General features: G+C 60.2%; 19 protein-coding genes. 7 read left to right on the top strand and 12 right to left on the bottom strand.

The features are described from left to right. Nucleotides 1-29 precede the first annotated feature (29 nt). From G547_RS0114455 to G547_RS0114420, 8 genes are all read right to left on the bottom strand, one after another. Nucleotides 30-1412, bottom strand: a complete 1383-nt coding sequence (locus tag G547_RS0114455) for a sigma-54-dependent transcriptional regulator (protein WP_027330469.1) — start codon at nucleotides 1410-1412, stop codon at nucleotides 30-32. Beyond that, the gene (locus G547_RS0114450) at nucleotides 1409-2887 is read right to left on the bottom strand and encodes a sensor histidine kinase (protein WP_027330468.1); all 1479 of its coding nucleotides are present in this window, start codon (nucleotides 2885-2887) and stop codon (nucleotides 1409-1411) included. Before G547_RS0114450 ends, G547_RS0114455 begins: the two co-directional genes overlap by 4 nt. Nucleotides 2888-2933: 46 nt before the next feature. Beyond that, nucleotides 2934-3533, bottom strand: coding sequence for a methionine biosynthesis protein MetW (metW, locus tag G547_RS0114445; protein WP_027330467.1), 600 nt, complete (start codon nucleotides 3531-3533; stop codon nucleotides 2934-2936). An 11-nt stretch (nucleotides 3534-3544) separates the two neighbouring features. Then, on the bottom strand, nucleotides 3545-4714 hold the full coding sequence (metX, locus tag G547_RS0114440) for a homoserine O-succinyltransferase MetX (RefSeq protein WP_027330466.1): 1170 nt from the start codon (nucleotides 4712-4714) through the stop codon (nucleotides 3545-3547). Nucleotides 4715-4802: 88 nt separating this feature from the next. Then, nucleotides 4803-6797 carry a dynamin family protein gene (locus G547_RS21635; protein WP_051235518.1) on the bottom strand — a complete coding sequence of 665 codons (1995 nt, stop codon included), beginning with the start codon at nucleotides 6795-6797 and terminating at the stop codon, nucleotides 4803-4805. Nucleotides 6798-6946: 149 nt separating this feature from the next. Then, the gene (locus G547_RS0114430) at nucleotides 6947-7540 is read right to left on the bottom strand and encodes a YggT family protein (RefSeq protein ID WP_027330465.1); all 594 of its coding nucleotides are present in this window, start codon (nucleotides 7538-7540) and stop codon (nucleotides 6947-6949) included. Nucleotides 7541-7567: 27 nt separating this feature from the next. Next, nucleotides 7568-8395 (bottom strand): pyrroline-5-carboxylate reductase, encoded by an 828-nt coding sequence (gene proC / locus G547_RS0114425; protein ID WP_027330464.1) that lies wholly within the window; start codon nucleotides 8393-8395, stop codon nucleotides 7568-7570. A 49-nt stretch (nucleotides 8396-8444) separates the two neighbouring features. After that, nucleotides 8445-9143 carry a YggS family pyridoxal phosphate-dependent enzyme gene (locus G547_RS0114420; protein WP_027330463.1) on the bottom strand — a complete coding sequence of 233 codons (699 nt, stop codon included), beginning with the start codon at nucleotides 9141-9143 and terminating at the stop codon, nucleotides 8445-8447. Between the two features lie 112 nt (nucleotides 9144-9255). Here G547_RS0114420 and G547_RS0114415 point away from each other — a divergent pair, with 112 nt between their 5' ends. Both G547_RS0114415 and G547_RS0114410 read left to right on the top strand, forming a co-directional pair. Further along, a complete protein-coding gene (locus G547_RS0114415; protein ID WP_027330462.1) occupies nucleotides 9256-10290 on the top strand; it encodes a type IV pilus twitching motility protein PilT in 1035 nt (344 codons plus the stop codon). A gap of 30 nt (nucleotides 10291-10320) precedes the next feature. Continuing rightward, entirely contained in the window at nucleotides 10321-11466 is a 1146-nt protein-coding gene (locus tag G547_RS0114410; RefSeq protein ID WP_027330461.1) for a PilT/PilU family type 4a pilus ATPase, read from the top strand. An 82-nt stretch (nucleotides 11467-11548) separates the two neighbouring features. Here the strand turns inward: G547_RS0114410 and ruvX are convergent, their stop codons facing one another. The 4 genes from ruvX to gshB all read right to left on the bottom strand — a co-directional run bounded on the left by ruvX (nucleotide 11549) and on the right by gshB (nucleotide 14548). Beyond that, nucleotides 11549-11956, bottom strand: a complete 408-nt coding sequence (ruvX, locus tag G547_RS0114405) for a Holliday junction resolvase RuvX (protein WP_211224571.1) — start codon at nucleotides 11954-11956, stop codon at nucleotides 11549-11551. A 9-nt stretch (nucleotides 11957-11965) separates the two neighbouring features. Then, on the bottom strand, nucleotides 11966-12547 hold the full coding sequence (locus tag G547_RS0114400; protein WP_036188852.1) for a YqgE/AlgH family protein: 582 nt from the start codon (nucleotides 12545-12547) through the stop codon (nucleotides 11966-11968). A 101-nt stretch (nucleotides 12548-12648) separates the two neighbouring features. Beyond that, a complete protein-coding gene (locus G547_RS0114395) occupies nucleotides 12649-13584 on the bottom strand; it encodes an energy transducer TonB (RefSeq protein ID WP_084646049.1) in 936 nt (311 codons plus the stop codon). Nucleotides 13585-13600: 16 nt separating this feature from the next. Continuing rightward, nucleotides 13601-14548 (bottom strand): glutathione synthase, encoded by a 948-nt coding sequence (gshB, locus tag G547_RS0114390; protein ID WP_027330457.1) that lies wholly within the window; start codon nucleotides 14546-14548, stop codon nucleotides 13601-13603. Nucleotides 14549-14957: 409 nt separating this feature from the next. On the opposite strand from gshB, the gene pilG reads away from it, so the two are divergent. The 5 genes from pilG to G547_RS0114365 all read left to right on the top strand — a co-directional run bounded on the left by pilG (nucleotide 14958) and on the right by G547_RS0114365 (nucleotide 19684). Next, nucleotides 14958-15353 carry a twitching motility response regulator PilG gene (gene pilG / locus G547_RS0114385; protein WP_027330456.1) on the top strand — a complete coding sequence of 132 codons (396 nt, stop codon included), beginning with the start codon at nucleotides 14958-14960 and terminating at the stop codon, nucleotides 15351-15353. A 124-nt stretch (nucleotides 15354-15477) separates the two neighbouring features. Continuing rightward, nucleotides 15478-15840 carry a twitching motility response regulator PilH gene (pilH, locus tag G547_RS0114380; protein WP_027330455.1) on the top strand — a complete coding sequence of 121 codons (363 nt, stop codon included), beginning with the start codon at nucleotides 15478-15480 and terminating at the stop codon, nucleotides 15838-15840. Nucleotides 15841-15878: 38 nt separating this feature from the next. Beyond that, on the top strand, nucleotides 15879-16421 hold the full coding sequence (locus tag G547_RS0114375) for a chemotaxis protein CheW (RefSeq protein ID WP_027330454.1): 543 nt from the start codon (nucleotides 15879-15881) through the stop codon (nucleotides 16419-16421). A 90-nt stretch (nucleotides 16422-16511) separates the two neighbouring features. Further along, nucleotides 16512-18764: a methyl-accepting chemotaxis protein gene (locus tag G547_RS21630; RefSeq protein WP_051235516.1), complete on the top strand. Its 2253-nt coding sequence runs from the start codon at nucleotides 16512-16514 to the stop codon at nucleotides 18762-18764. 56 nt (nucleotides 18765-18820) lie between these two features. Next, entirely contained in the window at nucleotides 18821-19684 is an 864-nt protein-coding gene (locus G547_RS0114365; protein WP_027330453.1) for a CheR family methyltransferase, read from the top strand. Nucleotides 19685-19691: the final 7 nt, after the last annotated feature.

Below are 19691 nucleotides of genomic sequence, written 5' to 3'. Positions count from 1 at the left end.
ACTCACCCTCGGCTGTGCCAAATTGAGCCTCAGGCATCTGTCTCCAGCCACCGATACAATGTGCGACGGCCAATATTGAGGATATCGGCGGCTCGCTTTTTATTGCCGTCTACCTGTTCGAGTACGTAATGAATGTAGCTGCGCTCGACATTGTCCAGTGACACCAACTGGCCGCCGGTGGTGGGTGGTTGCCAGTCGGAGCCCTCGCTCAACTCCGGGGTGGGGGGCGAGAGATGGACGCGCTCGGGCAGGTGTTCGGGTCCGATCAGTCGGTCGGTGCAGAAGGTCACCGCGCGCTCGATAATGTTGGCCAGCTCGCGCACATTGCCGGGAAAGGAGTAGCGCTTGAGCAGGTTCAGCGCCTCGGTGCTCAGGCCGTCCACCGGTTGCTGGCGGCGCTGGTTGAACTGGTGAATCAGGTGGGCGATCAACCGCTCCAGGTCGTCGCCCCGCTGGCGTAGCGGCGGCACCTCCAGCGCAAAGGTTTCCAGCCGGTAATAGAGGTCTTCCCGAAAGCGCCCCTCGGTCACATCCTCCGGCAGTTCCCGGTTGGTGGCGGCAATGATGCGTACATCCAGGCTCTGTTCGGCATTGCTGCCCACCGGCCGGACCTTGCCGTCCTGGAGGATGCGCAGCAGGCTGGATTGCATCTCAATCGGCATTTCGCCAATCTCGTCCAGCATCAATGTGCCGCCATTGGCACTCGCAAACAGCCCGCGTCGGGCCTTGGTGGCGCCGGTGAAGGCGCCGGCGGCATGGCCGAACAATTCACTCTCCAGCAGGTTGGCCGCAATGCCGCCGCAATTGATCGCAATGAAGGGGCCCTCGCGCCGGTCGCTCTCTCGGTGGATAGCGCGGGCCACGAGCTCCTTGCCCACGCCACTTTCGCCAGTGACCAGCACCGGGCCGCCGGCCTGTGCCACCTGCTGGATCTGGGTGAACAGCTGACGCATACGCGGGCTGCGCCCGATCATGCCGTGGAATTCGCCCTGCTCCAGCAGCCGGCGGTAGTAGCTCAGTTCCTGCTCCAATTGTTGGCGCTGGAGCGTACGGGTGATCGAGAGATTGAAGTGATCCAGATCCAGGGGTTTGGTAAGAAAGTCATCCGCCCCGCGCTTGAGAGCATCGACCGCCTGATCAATGGTGCCAAAGGCGGTGATGGCGATGAAGCTGGGCCGCACCGGCAGTTGGCGCAGCTCCTCCAGCATATCCAGCCCGTTGCCATCGGGCAGGTGCAGATCGCTGACCACCAGCTTGGGGGCCTCCTCGGCCAGCCAGCGGCGCGCCCCTGCCAGGTCCCCGGCGCCGGCACAGCGGTAGCCGGCGTCCGTCAATTCTTCCGTCAGCAGTTGTCGCAGGTCCGGGTCATCCTCAATCAGGAGGATATCGGTGGGGCTGGCCGGTGTGGTCATTCGCGGGCTCCTGGCTCGGATCGGTTCAGGGGAAGGTCAAGGTCAAAGCGGGCGCCACCCAGCTCGCTGGTGCCGATGTCGATACGCCCGCCGTGCTCGGTAATGACGGCGTTGACCACCGCCAGGCCGAGGCCGGTACCCACGCCCACGGGTTTGGTGGTGACAAAGGGTTCCAGCAACTGTGAGCGGATGCTTTCATCAATGCCGGGTCCGTCGTCCTCAACGATTAGGTGGGCCTGGTCGGCCGTGCAGTGCCAGCTCAGCCGCACCCGCCCGCCTGGGGTTGCCTGAATGCCATTGCGCAGCAGGTTGATCAGCGCCTGTTCAAGGCGAAGGCGATCGGCGTTGATGGGGGGGCAGCGTTGATCCGGGGGGCGGGTCTCCAGGGTGACGCCTTCTTTCTGGCGTTCCCCCTCCACTTGTTGCAGAGACGACTGAATCATCTCATGCAGGCGGATTTCGCGGCGCTCGGGGGTGACGGGGCGGGCGAAATCCATCAACTGTCGAATAATCCGCTCCATCCGTTGGAGTTGTTGGCGAATGTCCTGCAGCGGTGGCGCCTGCTCCTCGGGCAGTTTGCGCAGCGCCCGCTGGGCTTTGCCGTCGGCCACGCTCAACGGGGTGCCCAGCTCGTGCGCAACACCGGCAGCAAAACGGCCGATTGCGGCCAGTTTCTCCGCCTGGTAGAGCTGATTCTTGAGCTGATATTCGCGTTCGCGCCGGGTGCTGATCTCCCGCTCCGAGGCGACGATACTGTCGAGCATACGGTTGATGCCCTGGGCCAGATAGCGCAGCTCGGTCGGTCCTTGAGTGGTCAGGCGGTGGCCCCGATCGCCGCTGGCGACCAAAGCCATGCCCGAGCCCATCCCCTGGATGTGGCGACCGATCGCGCGCTGATAGCCAACCCATACCAGCAGCAGAACAAGTAGTGCCGAGCCGGACAACACCGCAATCGCTTGCGTGCGGAAGGCGCGGATCTGCTGCACGAAATCACTGCCTCGGCGGGTGACCTGGAGCAGACCATTGATCTGGCCACCGCTGTCGGACAGCGGCATGAAATAGGAAAAGATTGCCTCGCCGTCAATCTCCTCGAAGGCGCTCTGCTCGCTCCCCCGGGAGGCAAGATCGGCGGCTTTGAAATCGGGGACCTGGACCTGACTGGGCCCCTGGGCGGTAATGCGCTCGCCGTTTTCGTCGTACACGTAAACGCCATAAACCCGGCCGATGTCGCCGGCAGAGGTCACCGTCCGGCGCAGGGTTTCCATATGGCCGTTTTCCAGCGCGTAGCTCAATGGGCGGCGAATGGAGCGGGCAATCAGCTCGATCTCTTCCTCCATGCCCTCCTCGGCGGCCTGCTCGAGCTGCTGCAGGCTGAAGCCGGCGGTAATCACCATCACCAGCAAAAACGGGGCGAGCACAAAGGCCAGCAATGCCGTGCGGATGTTATAGAGGCCGAACGGTTGTCGCGTTCCCATGGGGTGACTCCCGGTTTCGGTGGGTGGTGGCGCAAAAGGGCGAGCCTTAGCCGTTCTCTCCCCGGCACAGGTGGTAAATGGCCGTTTCGCCAAAGAGATTGGGCGATAAGTCTTTCAAAAAGTTCGGTGACTGCTCGTTCACCACCTGCCGGTGCAATACGGTGATGCCTTTTTCCCGGCAGAGCACTTCAAAGTCCCGAAAGGTACAGAAGTGGATGTTGGGGGTGTCGTACCACTCGTAGGGCAGCAGGTCAGAGACCGGCATGCGCCCGCGCACGGTCAGGTGCCAGCGGGCCTTCCAGTGACCGAAGTTGGGAAAGGTGACGATACACTCCTTGCCTACCCTCAGCATTTCATCCAGTACCCGGTGGGGGTAATGCATGGTCTGGATGGCCTGAGCCATGATCACGGTGTCAAAACTGTGGTCGGCGAAGTTCCCCAGCCCGTCATCCAGGTTCTGCTCGATGACGTTCAGGCCTTTGTCGATACAGGCGTTGATCTGGTCAGCACCGATTTCCAGCCCATAGCCACTGGCGTTTTTGGTGTCCTGCAAGTATTGCAGCAGGGTGCCGTCACCACAGCCCAGGTCGAGAATGCGGCTGCCGTCGGCAATCCAGTGCTGAATTTCAGTCTGATCAAGGCGCATGGCTGGGCCGTTCATGCTGGCTCCCCCGTTGGTTGTGCTTCTCGGGCGATGCCCGCCATATATCGGGTAAAGGCTTCCCGGTAGCGTTCGCTGGGCAGCAGGAAGGCGTCGTGGCCATAGGGCGAGTCGATGGCGGTGTAGGTCACCGGTTGCTGCGCTCCGAGCAGGGCATCGACGATCTCCCGGGAACGCTGGGGCGAGAAGCGCCAGTCGCTGCTGAACGAGACCACGAAGAACTTACACTGCGCTTCCTTGAAGGCCTTCACCGGGTCATCGTCGTACTCCCGGGCCAGGTCAAAATAATCCAGCGCCCGGGTAATCAGGATGTAACTGTTGGCATCGAAGTTGTTGGCAAAACTGTCGCCCTGGTAGCGCAGGTAGCTCTCCACCTGAAACTCCACCGGATCGTACTGCCCACGCAGAAAGCTGCCGCTGCGCAGTTCCCGGCCGAATTTCTTGCCCATGGCGTAATCCGACAGATAGGTGATGTGGCCGATCATACGGGCCACGGCCAGGCCGCTTTTGGGGACTGTATCCAGCTCCAGGTAGCGGCCGTCGTGGAAGTTCGGATCGGACATGATGGCCTGGCGGGCGGTTTCGTTAAAGGCAATGTTCTGCGCGCTCAGTTTCATGGCGGAGGCGATGACCACCGCGTGGCGCAACCGGTCCGGATACTCCAGAGCCCAACGCATCACCTGCATGCCGCCCAGGCTGCCCCCGACCACGGCGGCCCAGCACCGGATGCCGAGTGCATCCGCCAGTAGGGCCTGGCTTTCCACCCAGTCGCGTACCCGCAACATGGGAAAGTCCGGGCCCCAGGGCTTGCCGGTGGCCGGGTTGGTGCTGCCCGGGCCGGTAGAGCCGCTGCAGCCACCGAGGTTGTTGGGGCATACCACGAAGAACTGGTTGGTATCGATGGCCTTTCCCGGTCCGATGTAGTTGTCCCACCAGCCCGGTTTTCGGTCCTCCATGCTGTGGTAGCCCGCCGCGTGGTGATTGCCGGACAGCGCGTGGCAGATCAGAACGGCGTTGGACCCGTCGGCATTGAGCGTGCCGTAGGTTTCGTACACCAGCTCGTGGCGATCGAGCGTGGTGCCGCAGGCCAGGGGGAGCGGCTCAGTGAATTCCTGTGTCTGGGGGGTCACCAGACCCACTGAGTCGTCGGGCAGGGTCTCGGGCATTGGCAATCTCAGTCTCGGGCTCTTTATCAAACCCGCAAGTCTAAGGTCGCGCCCCGGTGGCTGCAAGTTTCTTGCCGCGGTCTTACGTTTATATTGTCTGCGTCGCCCGCTGAGCCTGCCGAGCGCGCTCCAGGTAGACCACGGACCCGTCCTCCTCGGAAGAGGGCGTGGGGCGGTGAAGCTCCTTACACAATGGGTCCAGCGCATTGAGGGCGGCGGTCATCTGGTCGATGTTGTCTTTCAGAGTCTGGACCTGCTCGGTTTGGCCGCGCTGTTCCTGGCGCAAGCGGCTCAGGCGCAGCATGTGGTGTTCGAGCAGTTGGCGTTGATACTGGTTGTGTTGAAACAGAGGGACCAGCGCCTGCTTGAGCCAGTGATCAATGGTCTGGTACAGGCCTTGCCACAGGTCTCGAGCTTCCTGAACCAGGGTCCCGATAAAGCGTTGAATGAGGGGGCCTTTCAGGCTCAGCACGCTGTCCAGCGCGGCGCGGAACTGATCGGCCCGCTGGTTGAGCTGGCGCAGCTTACGCCGCTCCTCCGCCAGGCTGAGACGGTAGCTGCTTTGCCGTTGGGCCTGGTCTTCGGTGTTTTCCGGCCGTTGATAAATTGAATCCAGCACGCGGTTGGTACGATCCACTTCCTGCTCAAGGTGGCCCATCTGGTGATCCAGCCACTCAAACAGGGAGGCCATCCCCCGGGACAGGCCCACCGTGGTCCAGCTCTGGTCCAGGCGCTGGCGGGTCTGATCAATCTCCTGTGAGAGCCTTTGCGGGCTGATGATTTCCATCAGGGTGGGCCGTTGTTTGTCGATCATCATCTGGCTGGTGCGCAGCGACAGCGCCTGTTTGTGAAACTGGCGGTGCTTCTGTCGGATGATATCCCGGCGCCGGGTGAGCAGTTCGTCGTTGTCCTCGGTGCGGCTGCCCCGTATCAGTAGCAGTTCCTGTTCGGCATCGGCGAGACGTCCCTTCAGGCTGTTATAGACGTTCTCGATCATGGACTGACTGTCGGTTACCAGCCGCTGGCCCGCGAGCTGTTGCCGGCTGCGCTCTACGGTTTCCGCGAGGGCGCGCTCCAGCCGCTCAAAGCCACTCTGGGCGATGCGCGCCGGATCCCTTTTGGCACGCCCGATCAGCGCCTGCTTGGCCGAAAGAGGCAGGACCTGCTCCGGGCTCAGTTCGAGTTGACGTGCGGTCAACAAGCGCAAAGATTCAATGTTGGCGGTCACTTGCTCGGGCGACTGCAGGTCATCCCAGAGGCTGTCTACCTTGTTGAGCAGGGTAAGTACGGCACTGCCTCTTTCCCGGCTGAGGTTCTGTATGTGTTCGCGCCAGAGCGCCATATCGCTCGCGGTGACACCGGCGTCGGCGGAGAGCAGGAAAACGATGGCCTGGGCGCGGGGCAGTACCCTCAAGGTCAGCTCCGGCTCGTTACCCAATGCATTCAGCCCCGGGGTATCGACAATTCTCAGTCCGCGGCGCAACAGCGGGTGGTCCAGGCTGATCATGGCGTGACGCCATCGGGGGATGGCGATCTCCCCGCGTTCGTTGCGCTCGGAGTTTTCGGTAATCTCAAAACCCAGGTGGCGGGCCTCATCCACCGAGACCCAGCGGCTCGCCGACACCTCGTTCAGGGTATTTCTCATCGCCTCCGGGTCGTCCGGGTCGAGCGGCAGTTTCACCCAGTTCTGGGGAATGCGTTTGAAACGTTCCAGGCCGGCTTTGCTGCGGCGGGTTTCAATGGGCAGGAGCTGCAGGCAGTTGGGGCGTTCGGTGTCGCAGTAGATTTCCGTCGGGCACATGGTGGTGCGCCCGGGGTTGGAGGGCAGCGTGCGCTGGCCTCGTTCGTCCATCAGCAGGGCGTTGATCAGCTCGGTTTTACCGCGGGAAAACTCTCCCACACAGACCAGCGTAAAGCTGTTGTCTCCCAGCAGTTGGCGGGCCTGAGTCAGGCATTGGCGGACCTCGTCGCTGACCAGGCCGTGGTTTTTGATCCAGTGTTCAAATCGACGCAACCGCTGGCCCAGGTCCTGCCGCCAGAGGTGGTAGTGGCTCATATGCCGATACAGTGCTCGGGTGTCCATAAAGTAGCTCTGTGTCCTGACGCGTTGAGAAATTGTTATATATTTAGTGGCAGGCTATTTGACACTGGTTCTTTCGTTATTGCCAGCCCCGGACAGCGCCAGCGGGCGCTGGCGCGGATAAGCGGTTGCTGGAAACCTTAAAAAATGAATTACATGACAAACAGGTTGGGAGAAATGATCATTCCAACCGAACGGGCCAAAGCGGGTACCAAGTAGCCATTCAGAATGTGAAGCACCATGAAAGCGAAGATTGGTGTGATGTCAATGCCGCCCAGGGGAGGTATGAGCTTCTGGAAAGGCGCCATGACCGGCGCCACCAATTGCCGCACCAGAATCAGGGCCGGATTCTGGCTGAACGGGGCTACCCAACTGGCAATGATGGAGATGATCAGGCACCAGAAATAGATGGAAAGCACCATTGATAGCAACCCGATGGCGGACCAGGTGATAGTGGCCAAGGGGTTGAGAAAGCCCTGTCCGATAATCACCAGTACCAGTTGGAGCAATAGCCACTGAACCGCCAGCGCCAACACCAGCGCCGCCAGGTCGACCCCGAAGACGCCGGGGATCACTTTGCGTAAGGGCAACAGCAGCGGGTTGGTGGCTTTGGCCACAAACTGTGAAATGGGGTTGTAGAAGTCCGCTCTGACCAGCTGGAACAAAAAGCGCAGTAGGATCATAAGCAGGTACAGCGAACCCAGGGTCCGGATGACGTAAATGGCAATTTCAGCCGAGGTGGACATGGCGTTTCCTCTCGCAGGTCAAATCGTTTACTGGCCCAGTTCGCGGGCCAGCTCGGCGGAGCGCTCGGCGCAGGCGGTCATGGCGCTTTGAAAAATCTCGCGCAGTTTATCCTGTTCGAACGAGGCAATCGCGGCTTCGGTGGTGCCCCCTGGTGACATTACCCGGCGGCGCAGTTCATCCACGCCGACATCGCTGCTCTGCGCCAGGGTCGCGGCCCCCAGGGCCGTCTGCAGGGTCAGCTCGGTCGCTGCCTGACGCTCGAGCCCAAGCTTTACGCCCGCGTCGATCATGGATTCCATCACCAAGAAGAAATAGGCCGGCCCGGAACCCGAGACCGCCGTGACGGCGTCCATCAGCGCTTCGTCGTCGAGCCATTGTACTCGGCTGACCGCCGCCATGATGCTTTCGGCCTGTTGGCGCTGCGTCTCGGTCGTGTGGCGGTTGGCATAGAGTCCGCTGGCGCCCGCTTTTACCAAGGAGGGCGTGTTGGGCATGCAGCGGACGATGGCTTGATCCTCCCCCAGCCACCGGCCGAGGCTATGGCCGTCGACTCCGGCGGCGATGGAGATCAGCAGCGGGCGGTGCTTCAGGTTGGGCTGCAGGTCTTCTGCGACGGTTTTCATCACTTGTGGCTTCACCGCCAACACAATGACCTCCGCCCATTGTGAAACATCGTGGTTGTCTCCCGCGCCAGTGCCGAAATCGTCGCTCAGGCGGGCGAGGGTTTCTTCGTTGCGGTCGCTGGCGCGAATCCGATCGGCCGGATAGCCCTCCTGAACCAGACCACCGATGATGCTGCGGGCCATGTTGCCGGCGCCGATAAAAGCGAGTTTGGGGTAATGCGGTTCGGTCATACCTGTTCCTGTGTTGGGTCTTGCGTAAGTGCCTGTTCCGGCGTTGTCGTCAGCCTGATGGCGTCTGGCGGGGCCCGAAAATGTCGGTACCCACTCTCACCAGCGTGGCCCCCTCGGCGACGGCGGCTTCCAGGTCGGCGGACATACCCATGGACAGCGTATCCACCACCATATCGTCTGCGCGCAGCGCCTCCAGCGCCGTGCGCAGGCGGGCAAAGCTCGCCCGCTGTTCGACCCGTGTCTCCCGTGGGGCGGGTATCGCCATCAGCCCTCGCAACTGCAGGCGTGGCAAAGCATACACGGCCCGTGCGAGTTCGGGCAGTGCCGCGAGGGTCACACCGGATTTGCTCTGCTCATCGTCCAGGTTCACCTGCAGACACACTTGCAAAGGAGGCAGTGATTCCGGGCGCTGTTCGCTCAGTCGACGGGCGATTTTTTCCCGGTCCACGCTGTGAACCCACTGGAAATGCTCGGCAATCGCCCGGGTCTTGTTCGATTGTATCGGGCCGATAAAGTGCCATTCCAGCTCGGTGAGTTCCGCCAGGGCGGCCTGTTTGTCCAGCGCCTCCTGCAGGTAGTTCTCACCGAATCGCCGTTGGCCTGCGCGGTAGGCGGCCTCGACCGCGTCGGCGGGCTGGGTTTTGCTGACCGCTACCAGACCGACGTGGGCGGGATCGCGCCCGGCCATTTCGGCGGCCGCGATCAGCCGGGCGGTGACATTGTGAAGCTTCTCGTCTATCTTTGGCATATCTGTCCCGGTTGGGGCATGCTGTCGGTGGCCAGCGAGAGCGCGGAGGAGCGCCCGATTAGGACGCTCGGCGGCCACTGGAACCACACAGAAACACAATCAAGGTAGCAGTATGGATATTACGGAACTTCTTGCCTTCAGCGCTAAACAGGGCGCTTCAGACTTGCACCTTTCCGCGGGCTTGCCTCCCATGATCCGCGTGGATGGCGATGTGCGGCGCATCAATCTGCCGCCCATGGAGCACAAGCAGGTGCATAGTTTGATCTACGAAATAATGAATGACAAGCAGCGCAAGGACTTTGAAGAGTTCCTGGAAACCGACTTCTCGTTCGAGGTTCCCGGTGTCGCCCGTTTCCGTGTGAACGCCTTTAACCAGAACCGTGGTGCCGGCGCCGTCTTCCGGACCATTCCCTCAAAAGTGCTGACCATGGAAGAGTTGGGGATGGGCAATGTCTTTCGCGACATCTGCGCGGTTCCCCGCGGCCTGGTCCTGGTTACCGGCCCGACCGGTTCGGGTAAGTCCACCACGTTGGCCGCGATGATGGACTACATCAACGATAACAAATACGAGCACATCCTCACCATTGAGGACCCGATCGAATTTGTGCACGAGAGCAAAAAGTGCCTGGTCAACCAGCGGGAAGTCCACCGCGATACCCACGGCTTCTCCGAAGCCCTGCGCTCTGCCTTGCGGGAAGACCCGGACATCATTCTGGTGGGCGAATTGCGTGACCTGGAGACCATCCGGCTGGCGCTGACGGCGGCCGAAACAGGCCACTTGGTGTTTGGCACGCTGCACACCACCTCGGCGGCGAAAACCATCGACCGGGTGGTAGACGTATTCCCGGCCAACGAAAAATCCATGGTGCGCTCAATGCTGTCCGAGTCGCTGCAGGCGGTGGTCTCCCAGACCCTGCTGAAGAAAAACGGTGGCGGTCGGGTAGCGGCGCACGAGATCATGCGCGGCACCTCCGCCATTCGCAACCTGATTCGCGAAGACAAGGTGGCCCAGATGTACTCGGCCATCCAGACCGGGGCCTCGCTCGGCATGCAGACCATGGACCAGTGCCTGGCGGACATGGTGGCGCGCCGTCTGGTCTCCCGCGAGATCGCCCGCGAAAAAGCCAAAATGCCGGAAAACTTTTAAGCATTCACCGACCTGAGACCGGATACCACTATGGATTTTGATCGATTGTTATCGCTGATGGTTGAGAAGGGCGCCTCGGATCTGTTTGTGACAGCCGGGGTCCCCCCCTCGATCAAAGTCAATGGCAAAATTGTGCCGGCGACCGCCTCGCCTCTGCCGCCGGAAAAGGCCCGGGAGATTGTGCTGGGGGTGATGAATGAAAAGCAGCGCAAGGAATTTCTCGAAGAGAAGGAACTGAACTTCGCCATCAGTGCGCGGGGCATCGGCCGCTTCCGGGCCAGTGCCTTTTACCAGCGCAACCTGGCGGGAATGGTGCTGCGCCGTATTGAGACCACCATCCCGGAAATTGATGACCTGGGGCTGCCGGATATCATCAAGGACCTGGCCATGACCAAGCGTGGCCTGATTCTGTTCGTGGGGGCCACCGGTACCGGTAAGTCCACCTCACTGGCTTCCATGATCGGTCACCGCAACCACAACAGCAAAGGCCACATCATTTCCATCGAAGACCCGATCGAATTCATTCACCAGCATCAGGGTTGCATCATCACCCAGCGCGAGGTGGGGATCGATACCGAGTCCTTCGAAACCGCCCTGAAAAACACGCTGCGTCAGGCGCCGGATGTCATCCTGATCGGTGAGGTGCGCACCCGGGAAACCATGGAGCACGCCATTGCCTTTGCCGAGACCGGTCACCTGTGCCTGGCCACGCTCCACGCCAACAATGCCAACCAGGCGCTGGACCGGATCATTCACTTTTTCCCGGCCGATCGTCATCGGCAATTGTGGATGGACCTCTCTCTCAACCTGCGCGGAATTGTGGCCCAGCAACTGATTCCCACCCCGGACGGTCAAGGTCGCCGGGCCTGCCTGGAGGTATTGTTGAATACCCCGTTGGCCTCGGATCTGATCCGTAAGGGGCAAGTCAGTGAGCTCAAAGAGTTGATGAAAAAATCCACCGAGCTGGGGATGCAGACCTTCGATCAGGCCTTGTACGAACTCTACGATGCGGGGGAGATTACCTATGAGGATGCCCTCGCGCACGCCGACTCGCCCAACGACCTGCGGCTGCTGATCAAGCTGGGCTCGGAGACTGACGCCGCCTATCTGTCCAATGCGGCAGACGAACTGTCCATCGAGAACGATGGCTCTGATGACCGTGGGCGGATTTTTTAATCGGTAAGGGTTTTGCTTCGTTATCGCTTTTCGAGTTTTTCCACAGTGCTGACGGGCCGGTGAGTCGCTGTTAGCGGGCGACTCACCGGCCCGTCAGATAGGTTTCCAGAATGATCCGCGCGGCGATCGAGTCCACCGGGTTTTTGCCATAATCCCGTGAGCCGCCGCGCGCCATCACCTCACCTTTCGCTTCGAAGCTGGACAGACGCTCGTCCACCATTTCCACCGCTACGCCGAAGCGACCGTGGAGGCGGTTGGCAAACTTTCTCGCCCGGGCGGAGAGTTCGCTCTCGCTATCATCCATGTTCAGTGGCAGGCCCACCAGTACCAGCTCCGGACGCCACTCTCCCAGCAACGCCTCGACCGCGGCCCAGTCCGGGATGCCGTCGCGGGCTTTCAGGGGAGCTTGAGCGGTGCCTGTACCGGTCAGGGTCTGTCCGGTGGCAACGCCAATGTTCTTGAGCCCGTAATCAAAAGCGATTATCTGCACGGCAGGGGCTCAGGCGTGGCCGGCGGTAGCGGAAATCAGATTCAGGTCGAATCCCAACTGGTTGGCGGCCGCCGCCCAGCGTTGTTCGGTGGGGGTGTCAAACAGCACGTGGCGGTCGGCGGGCATGGTCAGCCAGGCGTTGGAGGCGATTTCTTCCTCCAACTGGCCTGCGTCCCAGCCGGCGTACCCCAGGGCAATGACAAAATGCTCTGGCCCCTTGCCTGCGGCCAGGGCTTCGAGAATATCGCGGGATGCGGTCATGCTGACGTCTTCAGCGATTTCCAGGGTCGACTGCCAGCGGCTGGCATCGCGGTGAACCACAAAGCCGCGCTCCACTTGCACCGGTCCCCCGGCCAGAACGGTGTGATCCCCCAAGTTGGCCTGATCGTCCAGCTCCAGTTGGGTGAAAATGTCGCCCAATGTCAGGGGCATGGTGTTGTTCAGCACCAGCCCCATGGCGCCCGAATCACTGTGGTCACAAATGTAAGTGATGCTGTGGGCGAAGTTGCTGTCGCGCATGTTTGGCATGGCGATCAGAAAATGATCGCGCAAGCTGCCGCTGGTCAGGGTTTTGTCGGTGTCTGCAGGCATTGATCGGTTCATACTCGAAGTATTGGGGGGAAAGCTCGGGAAAACAAGCGATTCGGCCAAAAAAGCGCGAAACAATCCGGGCTCAACGGGGCCTGGCTGGCTCACTTGGCACTGGTGGAAAGCCCCGCAATTTCGAAGTTCCAGGTGCGAATAATCTCCAGCCGATCGTAGCTTTTACGGATCTCCGGGGGAAAGCTGTCAAAAGGGGCAGCCAGGTGCACGATCTGCACGGCGGCCTGATCCAACAATGACTGACCGGAGGACTGGAGGATTTCCACCTTATGAATGGTGCCGTCCGGATTGATGGCCACGGACAGGCGCAGGCTGCCGGTAATGCCGCGCTTCAGAGCTTCGGGTGGATAGTGCCGGTTGCCGGTCCGCTCGATTTTCTGGCCCCACTCGTGAAGGTACTGGGCATCGTGTGAAGCCTGGGTGGCGACGGAGGTGAGGCGGCGAATACGCGGACGTTTGGCGTATTCCTGGCGCTGACGATCAAGCTTGGCCTGGAGGCTGGCGATTTCCTGGCTCAGCACCGGTTGCTCGTTGATCTGGCCCTCCCGCTCGTCGCGGTGCTCTTGAGGGTCTGTTTCCTCGGGGTTCGGTTGACGGCGGTCGCTCTCGCCGGTGGTCGTCACCACCGTTTTGTCCCGGCGCTCCCGGGCAGTGGTGGCCTGGGTCTGGGGCGTGGGGTTGACCTCCCGGACCCGGGTGTCGGCGAACTCGGCTTCCCGCTCGGTCGTTAGCTGGCGTGCCTCCTCCTGGGTGCCGCTCGCCTGCTGGTTGTGCTGGGCCAGGTAGTCGGCCTGCTCCGGTGCCTTGGCATCCCGGTGGGTGGCCAGGGTCACGTCGAGGGTGGGGGCAGCGCGGCCGGGCTCCGGGAGGGTAAAGGACACCCCGAAAATCAGCAGAGCGTGTACGGCCATGGCCAGAAACAGGGTGAAGCTGAGCCGGTCGCCGGTATCGACCGACGAGCTGGGCAGGGCACTCTGCGGCTCAGGGCTCTGAGGAGGAGTCGCTTGGGAGGAATCTTGGCTCATATCCGGCGTCGGGGTGTCAGGTTAAACGACGCTCGATCGCATCCATCAGAAGGGCGCCGATGCGAGTGTCGTGGGCTTTGTCGATTTCGCGCACGCAGGTGGGACTGGTCACGTTGATTTCGGTCAGGTAATCACCAATCACATCCAGCCCGACAAAGAGTAACCCTTTTTTCTTCAGAGTGGGTGCGACCTGCTCGACAATCCAGCGATCCCGGTCCGTCAGGGGCTGGGCCACGCCGCGTCCCCCGGCCGCCAGGTTGCCCCGGGTTTCCCCGCTCGCCGGAATCCGGGCGAGGCTGTAAGGCACCGCCTCGCCGTCCACCACCAGAATTCGCTTGTCGCCCTGGGCAATGGCGGGCAGGTAGCGTTGAGCCATGACCATGTCGGTGCCGAAGTCGGTCAGAGTCTCCAGGATCACACTGATATTGGGGTCGTCCTCGCGGCAGTGGTAAATACGGCTGCCACCCATCCCGTCCAGGGGCTTGAATATGACGTCTTTGTGCTCCTTGTGGAACTGGCGCAGTCGCGCCGGCTCGCGGCTCACCAACAGCGGGGGGCAGCACTGCGGGAACTGGGTGGCAAATATTTTTTCGTTGCAGTCCCGCAGGCTCTGGGGGTCGTTGACCACCAGGCTGCCTTCGCGCTGGGCAGCCTCGAGGATGTAGGTGCTGTAGGTGTATTCGTTGTCAAACGGTGGGTCCTTGCGCATCAGCAGCACATTCAGCTCCGACAGCCGGCGCTCCTGGCGCGGCCCAAGCTCGAACCAATGGTTCTGGTCGTCCATTACCAGCAGCGAACGGGTGCTGGCCCACGCTTGCCCCCGATCCAGGTAAAGGTCCGACTGCTCCATATAGAAGAGGTCCCAGCCGCGCTCTTGGGCGGCCAGCAGCAGAGCCAGGCTGGTGTCTTTGTAAAAGGTGATGCTGGCTATGGGGTCCATGATCACGCCGAGGGAAATGCTCATACTGTCGTTTTCCGGGCTGAAATAGAGGGGGTGGGCAAGTTGCCGCCTGGAGCTATGCGCGCTAAAGTTAAGCTCTGGGACGAAATAACGCAAGTCGCACCGGTCTCCCGAGCGCGATCCCCATGGGTGTGGGGCTGTCGTCAAAATAAGAATGGGGCATAATAAACGCCAGTCACTAACGAAATTCTTATATATTCAATTGCTTATAGATATGCCTTAAAAACTGTGTTAAAAGTTGAGATAACTGTGCCGCGGGTCTTTTTGACGGTGTAAGCTGGGTTTTTGAACCCTGAAATGTGATTTCCGTCACAAAAAGACGGTAAAGATAACAATGACTGCAGCGCCAAACGGTCCCAGCGATCAAACTTGAGTCTGGGCGATGCAGCATAAAGGCGAAGGTCAGAAAGTTATGGACGTTAGTATGGAAAGTCTGAAGGTCATGGTGATCGACGATAGTAAAACCATCCGTCGAACCGCCGAGACCCTGTTGAAAAAAGCCGGGTGCACCGTCGTGACGGCGACCGATGGGTTTGATGCCCTGGCCAAGATCGCCGACACCCGCCCGGACATTATTTTCGTCGATATCATGATGCCTCGCCTCGACGGGTACCAGACCTGCGCTCTGATCAAAAACAACAGTGATTTCAAACGCACGCCGGTCATTATGCTCTCCAGTAAAGACGGTTTGTTTGATAAGGCCAAAGGCCGGATTGTCGGGTCGGATCAGTATCTGACCAAGCCGTTCAGCAAGAGTGAGCTGTTGGGGGCGATTGAGGCTCACGTCAAGCAGGCGGAAGCATCCTGAGGGTTTGGTTTGCCCCGGTGCCTTTCGTGCCGGCCCGCGGTTTGTTGCAACCGACGTTTACCCGGACAGTCCGTCCGGGACAATAAATTTTTTTACTATCTGACTGATTGATCTTGGGGACATTATGGCCAGAGTATTGATTATTGACGATTCTCCCACCGAAATTTACAAGCTCAGCTCCATGCTGGAAAAGCAGGGGCACGAAGCGCTGACCGCCGAAACCGGCGAGGAAGGCATTGCTCTGGCCAAGAAAGAGCTGCCCGATGTGGTGTTGATGGATATCGTCATGCCCGGCCTGAACGGCTTCCAGGCGACCCGTCAGTTGACCAAAACGCCCGAGACGGCGCTCATCCCCGTCATTATTGTGACGACCAAAGACCAGCAGACCGACCGCGTCTGGGGTATGCGGCAAGGTGCCAAAGACTTTCTGGTTAAGCCGGTGACGGCTGAAACCCTGAACGCCGCCATCGCCAAAGTAACCCAGTAATTGAAGGATGACCGACAACCAGTTTACAGGCGGTAGCTATGTCTGATTCCGAGGCAGCCTTTGCATCATTGGTAGACTTGGCCCAGCGCAGTCGCAGCGCGGCGCGGGGGCTGCCCGCTCAGGTGGACATTCGCCCGCACTGGAGCGGTATTGGTTTCATGCTGATGGGGCAGCGGTTCGCGGTGCCCCTGGGCGAAGTCTCGGAAATGCTTGAAATCCCCCCCTTTACCCACCTTCCCGGCGTGCAGCCATGGGTGCGCGGCGTCGCCAATGTGCGGGGTCGGCTCTTGCCACTGTTTGATATGGCGGCGTTTTTCGGCGCTCAATTGACCGGGGGGCGCAAGCAGCGCCGGGTATTGGTGTTGGAAACCGAAACGCTCTACAGCGGTTTGATGGTAGACCAGGTGTTCGGCATGCAGCACTTCCCCACCGATCAGTTCCAGGAAGAGGCCGGCCCGGTAGATGCGGTTATCCAACCGTATACCGAGGGAAGTTACGAGCACGACGGGCAGCGCTGGACGGTCTTCCGTCCGGCGTTCCTTGCACAGGATCCGCGTTTTATCAACGCCGCGCGCAGCTAGCACGGCCAGGACGGTTTGCCAGTTGGTAAGCCAAGTATTTTATTGATCAGGAACAACAATAAGGCGTCACGTCACCTTAGGAGTGCTTACATGAAAACCGAATCCAGAAACCTGTTTACCAACGTCCGGGCCAACCCGGCGATGGTTGTACTGGTGGTCTTGCTGATCGGCTTTCTGGTATTGATCCCTGTCACCTACGTCATGGTGCAGCAGGGGTTGGAACGAGACCAGGAATACCTTCAGCAGGCCGCCGAACTGCGCGCCCAGGCTTACCGGTTGACGGCCCTGTCAAGGGACGCCATTGAGGGTGACGAAGAAGCCTTCACCGAACTGGCGCAAGTGGTGGAAACCATGGGTAATACCTGGGAGTCCTTGCGCAGCAGTGACCTCAGAACGCGCCAGCAACTGAACAGTGAGTTCAGTGCTTACGCTCAGGTCTGGAACGACGTGCGGGAAAACGCCAATACGATTCTGACCAACCGCGACACCATTGTCTTCCTGAACGAAGTGGGGCAGACGTTGAACGAAACCCTGCCGGAGCTGCAGGCGGAGCACAACAACATCGTTGAGATCCTGATCGAGAACGATGCCCCCGCGGAGCAGGTCTCTCAGGCGCAGATGCAGAGCTGGCGGGCCGAGCGTATCGGTCGAAACGTGGACAAGATGCTTCGGGGTGACGCCGATGCCTCGCGCGCCGCTGACCAGTTCAACCTGGATGCCAATATCTACGGCCGGGTACTGACTGCCATGCAGGAAGGCAGCGAGGCGATGCGGATCACGCAGATTACGGATGAAGAGGCGCAAGAATCTCTGGCTGAAATTGCCGAATTGTTTGACTTCGTAAACAGCTCCATTCAGGAAATTTTTGAAGGATCTCCCGCCCTGCTGGCCGCCCTTCAGGCCAACGAAGCGCTGATCGATGACGCGCCGATTCTGTTGGAAGCGGTGGCGGATATCTCTGACAAGATCGCTGAACAGGCTCCTCTGCGTCAGCCCAACAACATGACCATTCTGGCGCTGGCGGTTGCTGCCGCCTTGTGCTTGGCTGCCATCGGTATTCTGTTGTACCGCGGTACGCGTCGCCGCCTGCTTGAAACCGCCGAGACCAACGAGCGGAACCAGAACGCCATTTTGCGTCTGCTGGACGAACTGGCCGACCTGGCCGACGGTGACCTGACTACTACGGCAACGGTGACCGAAGACTTTACGGGCGCGATTGCCGACTCCATCAACTTCACGATTGACCAACTGCGGATTCTGGTGGCTCGGATCAACGAAACGGCGGTCAACGTATCCGCCGCCGCCCAGGAAACCCAGCAGACCGCCTTGCATCTGGCGGAAGCGTCAGAGCACCAGGCCCAGGAAATCGCCGGGGCTTCGGCCGCAGTAAACGAAATGGCCGTCACTATTGACCAGGTATCCGCCAACGCCGCCGAATCGGCCGCGGTAGCGGAGCGAGCGGTATCCATTGCGACCAACGGTGCCAAAGTGGTTCAGAACACCATTAACGGCATGGATACCATTCGCGAGCAGATCCAGGACACCTCGAAGCGGATTAAGCGCCTCGGTGAATCCTCTCAGGAAATTGGTGACATCGTAAGTCTGATTAACGACATTGCCGACCAGACCAACATTCTGGCCTTGAACGCCGCTATTCAGGCCTCTATGGCCGGTGACGCGGGCCGCGGTTTCGCGGTGGTTGCGGACGAAGTGCAGCGACTGGCCGAACGTTCAGCCGCTGCGACCAAGCAGATTGAAGCCCTGGTAAAAACGATTCAGAACGATACCAACGAAGCGGTTATCTCGATGGAGCAAACCACCTCTGAAGTGGTGCGCGGTGCCCGTCTGGCTCAGGACGCCGGTGTGGCGCTGGAAGAAATTGAAACGGTATCGAACAACCTGGCGGAATTGATCCAGAACATTTCGAACGCCGCCCGTCAGCAGGCCTCTTCTGCCGGCCATATTTCCAACACGATGAACGTGATTCAGGAAATTACCACCCAGACATCCGCCGGTACCGGTGCCACGGCCCAGTCCATTGGTAACCTGGCCGAAATGGCGATGGATCTGCGCGAGTCGGTTGCGGGCTTCAAACTGCCTGAGGAAGAAACCGAAGAAACACCCGCGTCCTTCCCGCGGGCCCCGGCCGGTTCAGACCGCGATGAGGATGTGTTTGCCGACCTGCACGACGAGGGCGATGAGGACGATACTGATACGCTGTCCGACGTCGATGACTATGACGAGTCCGATGTGATCGACCTGGACGATGAGGTCTTGCCGGAGGATGAAAGCGACGAGGACCGGGGCCGCGACAAGCAGCGTTCGGATCGCGAACTGGTCTAATGGAGTGCCCGGCTGAATATCATTCGGTTCCGGGCCTGACGGGGTAGAGAAACTCTATGGTGTGGTCTCTGCAGGCGCCAACGGATTTTTCCGAAAGCCAGTTTGCTCAGTGGAGCAAACTGCTGGAGGAGCGCACGGGTATCCAGTTGTCGACACAACAGAAAACGCTGTTGCAGTCGCAGGTGGCGATCCGTATGCGTGAGCTTGGCTACCGGGACACCAACCAGTATTTCGATGAAGTGACCAATGGCCTGTCCGGCCTGATGGAGTGGTCGGTCCTGGTGGATCGGTTGACGGTGAAGGAAACCAGTTTCTTTCGTCACCGCCCGTCTCTGGAGTATGTGCGCCGGTTTTTGCAGAACCGGATCAACAACCGGCAGTTGCACAACAGTTTTGATATGTGGAGCGTGGGCTGCGCCAGCGGCGAGGAGCCATACTCCCTCGCCATGGTGGCGAATGACTGCTTCGAGCTGGCCCGACTGGATCCGTACTATGGCATCACCGCCACTGATATCAGTCACTCCGCACTGACTCAGGCGCGGCGGGCGCGCTACCCGCAGCGCAAACTTGAGCCGCTCTATCCGGATGAAGTTCAGCGCTACCTCACCCGTACTGACGATGGCCAGTACGAAGTGATTGAAAAATTACGCGATCGGGTCTGTTTCAGTCAGGGCAATATTACACGGATTGGACACATGCCCGTGATCAAGATGGACGTTATCTTTTGTCAGAACCTTCTGGTTTACTTTCGCCGCTGGCTGCGGCGGGACATACTCAACGCCTTTGCGGATCGCCTGAAACCGGGCGGCGTGTTGATTATCGGACTGGGAGAAGCCGTGGACTGGGAGCACCCGAGTCTGCGCCGCGTTGTGGGTGATGAGGTTCAGGCCTACATTCGCGACGAGCGACAAAAACAATGAGGAATGC

Source organism: Marinimicrobium agarilyticum DSM 16975 (assembly GCF_000423345.1).
Classification (GTDB): domain Bacteria; phylum Pseudomonadota; class Gammaproteobacteria; order Pseudomonadales; family Cellvibrionaceae; genus Marinimicrobium; species Marinimicrobium agarilyticum.
The sequence above is the reverse complement of the archived record's forward strand: the minus strand, read 5'-3'. Positions and strand labels throughout refer to the sequence as shown.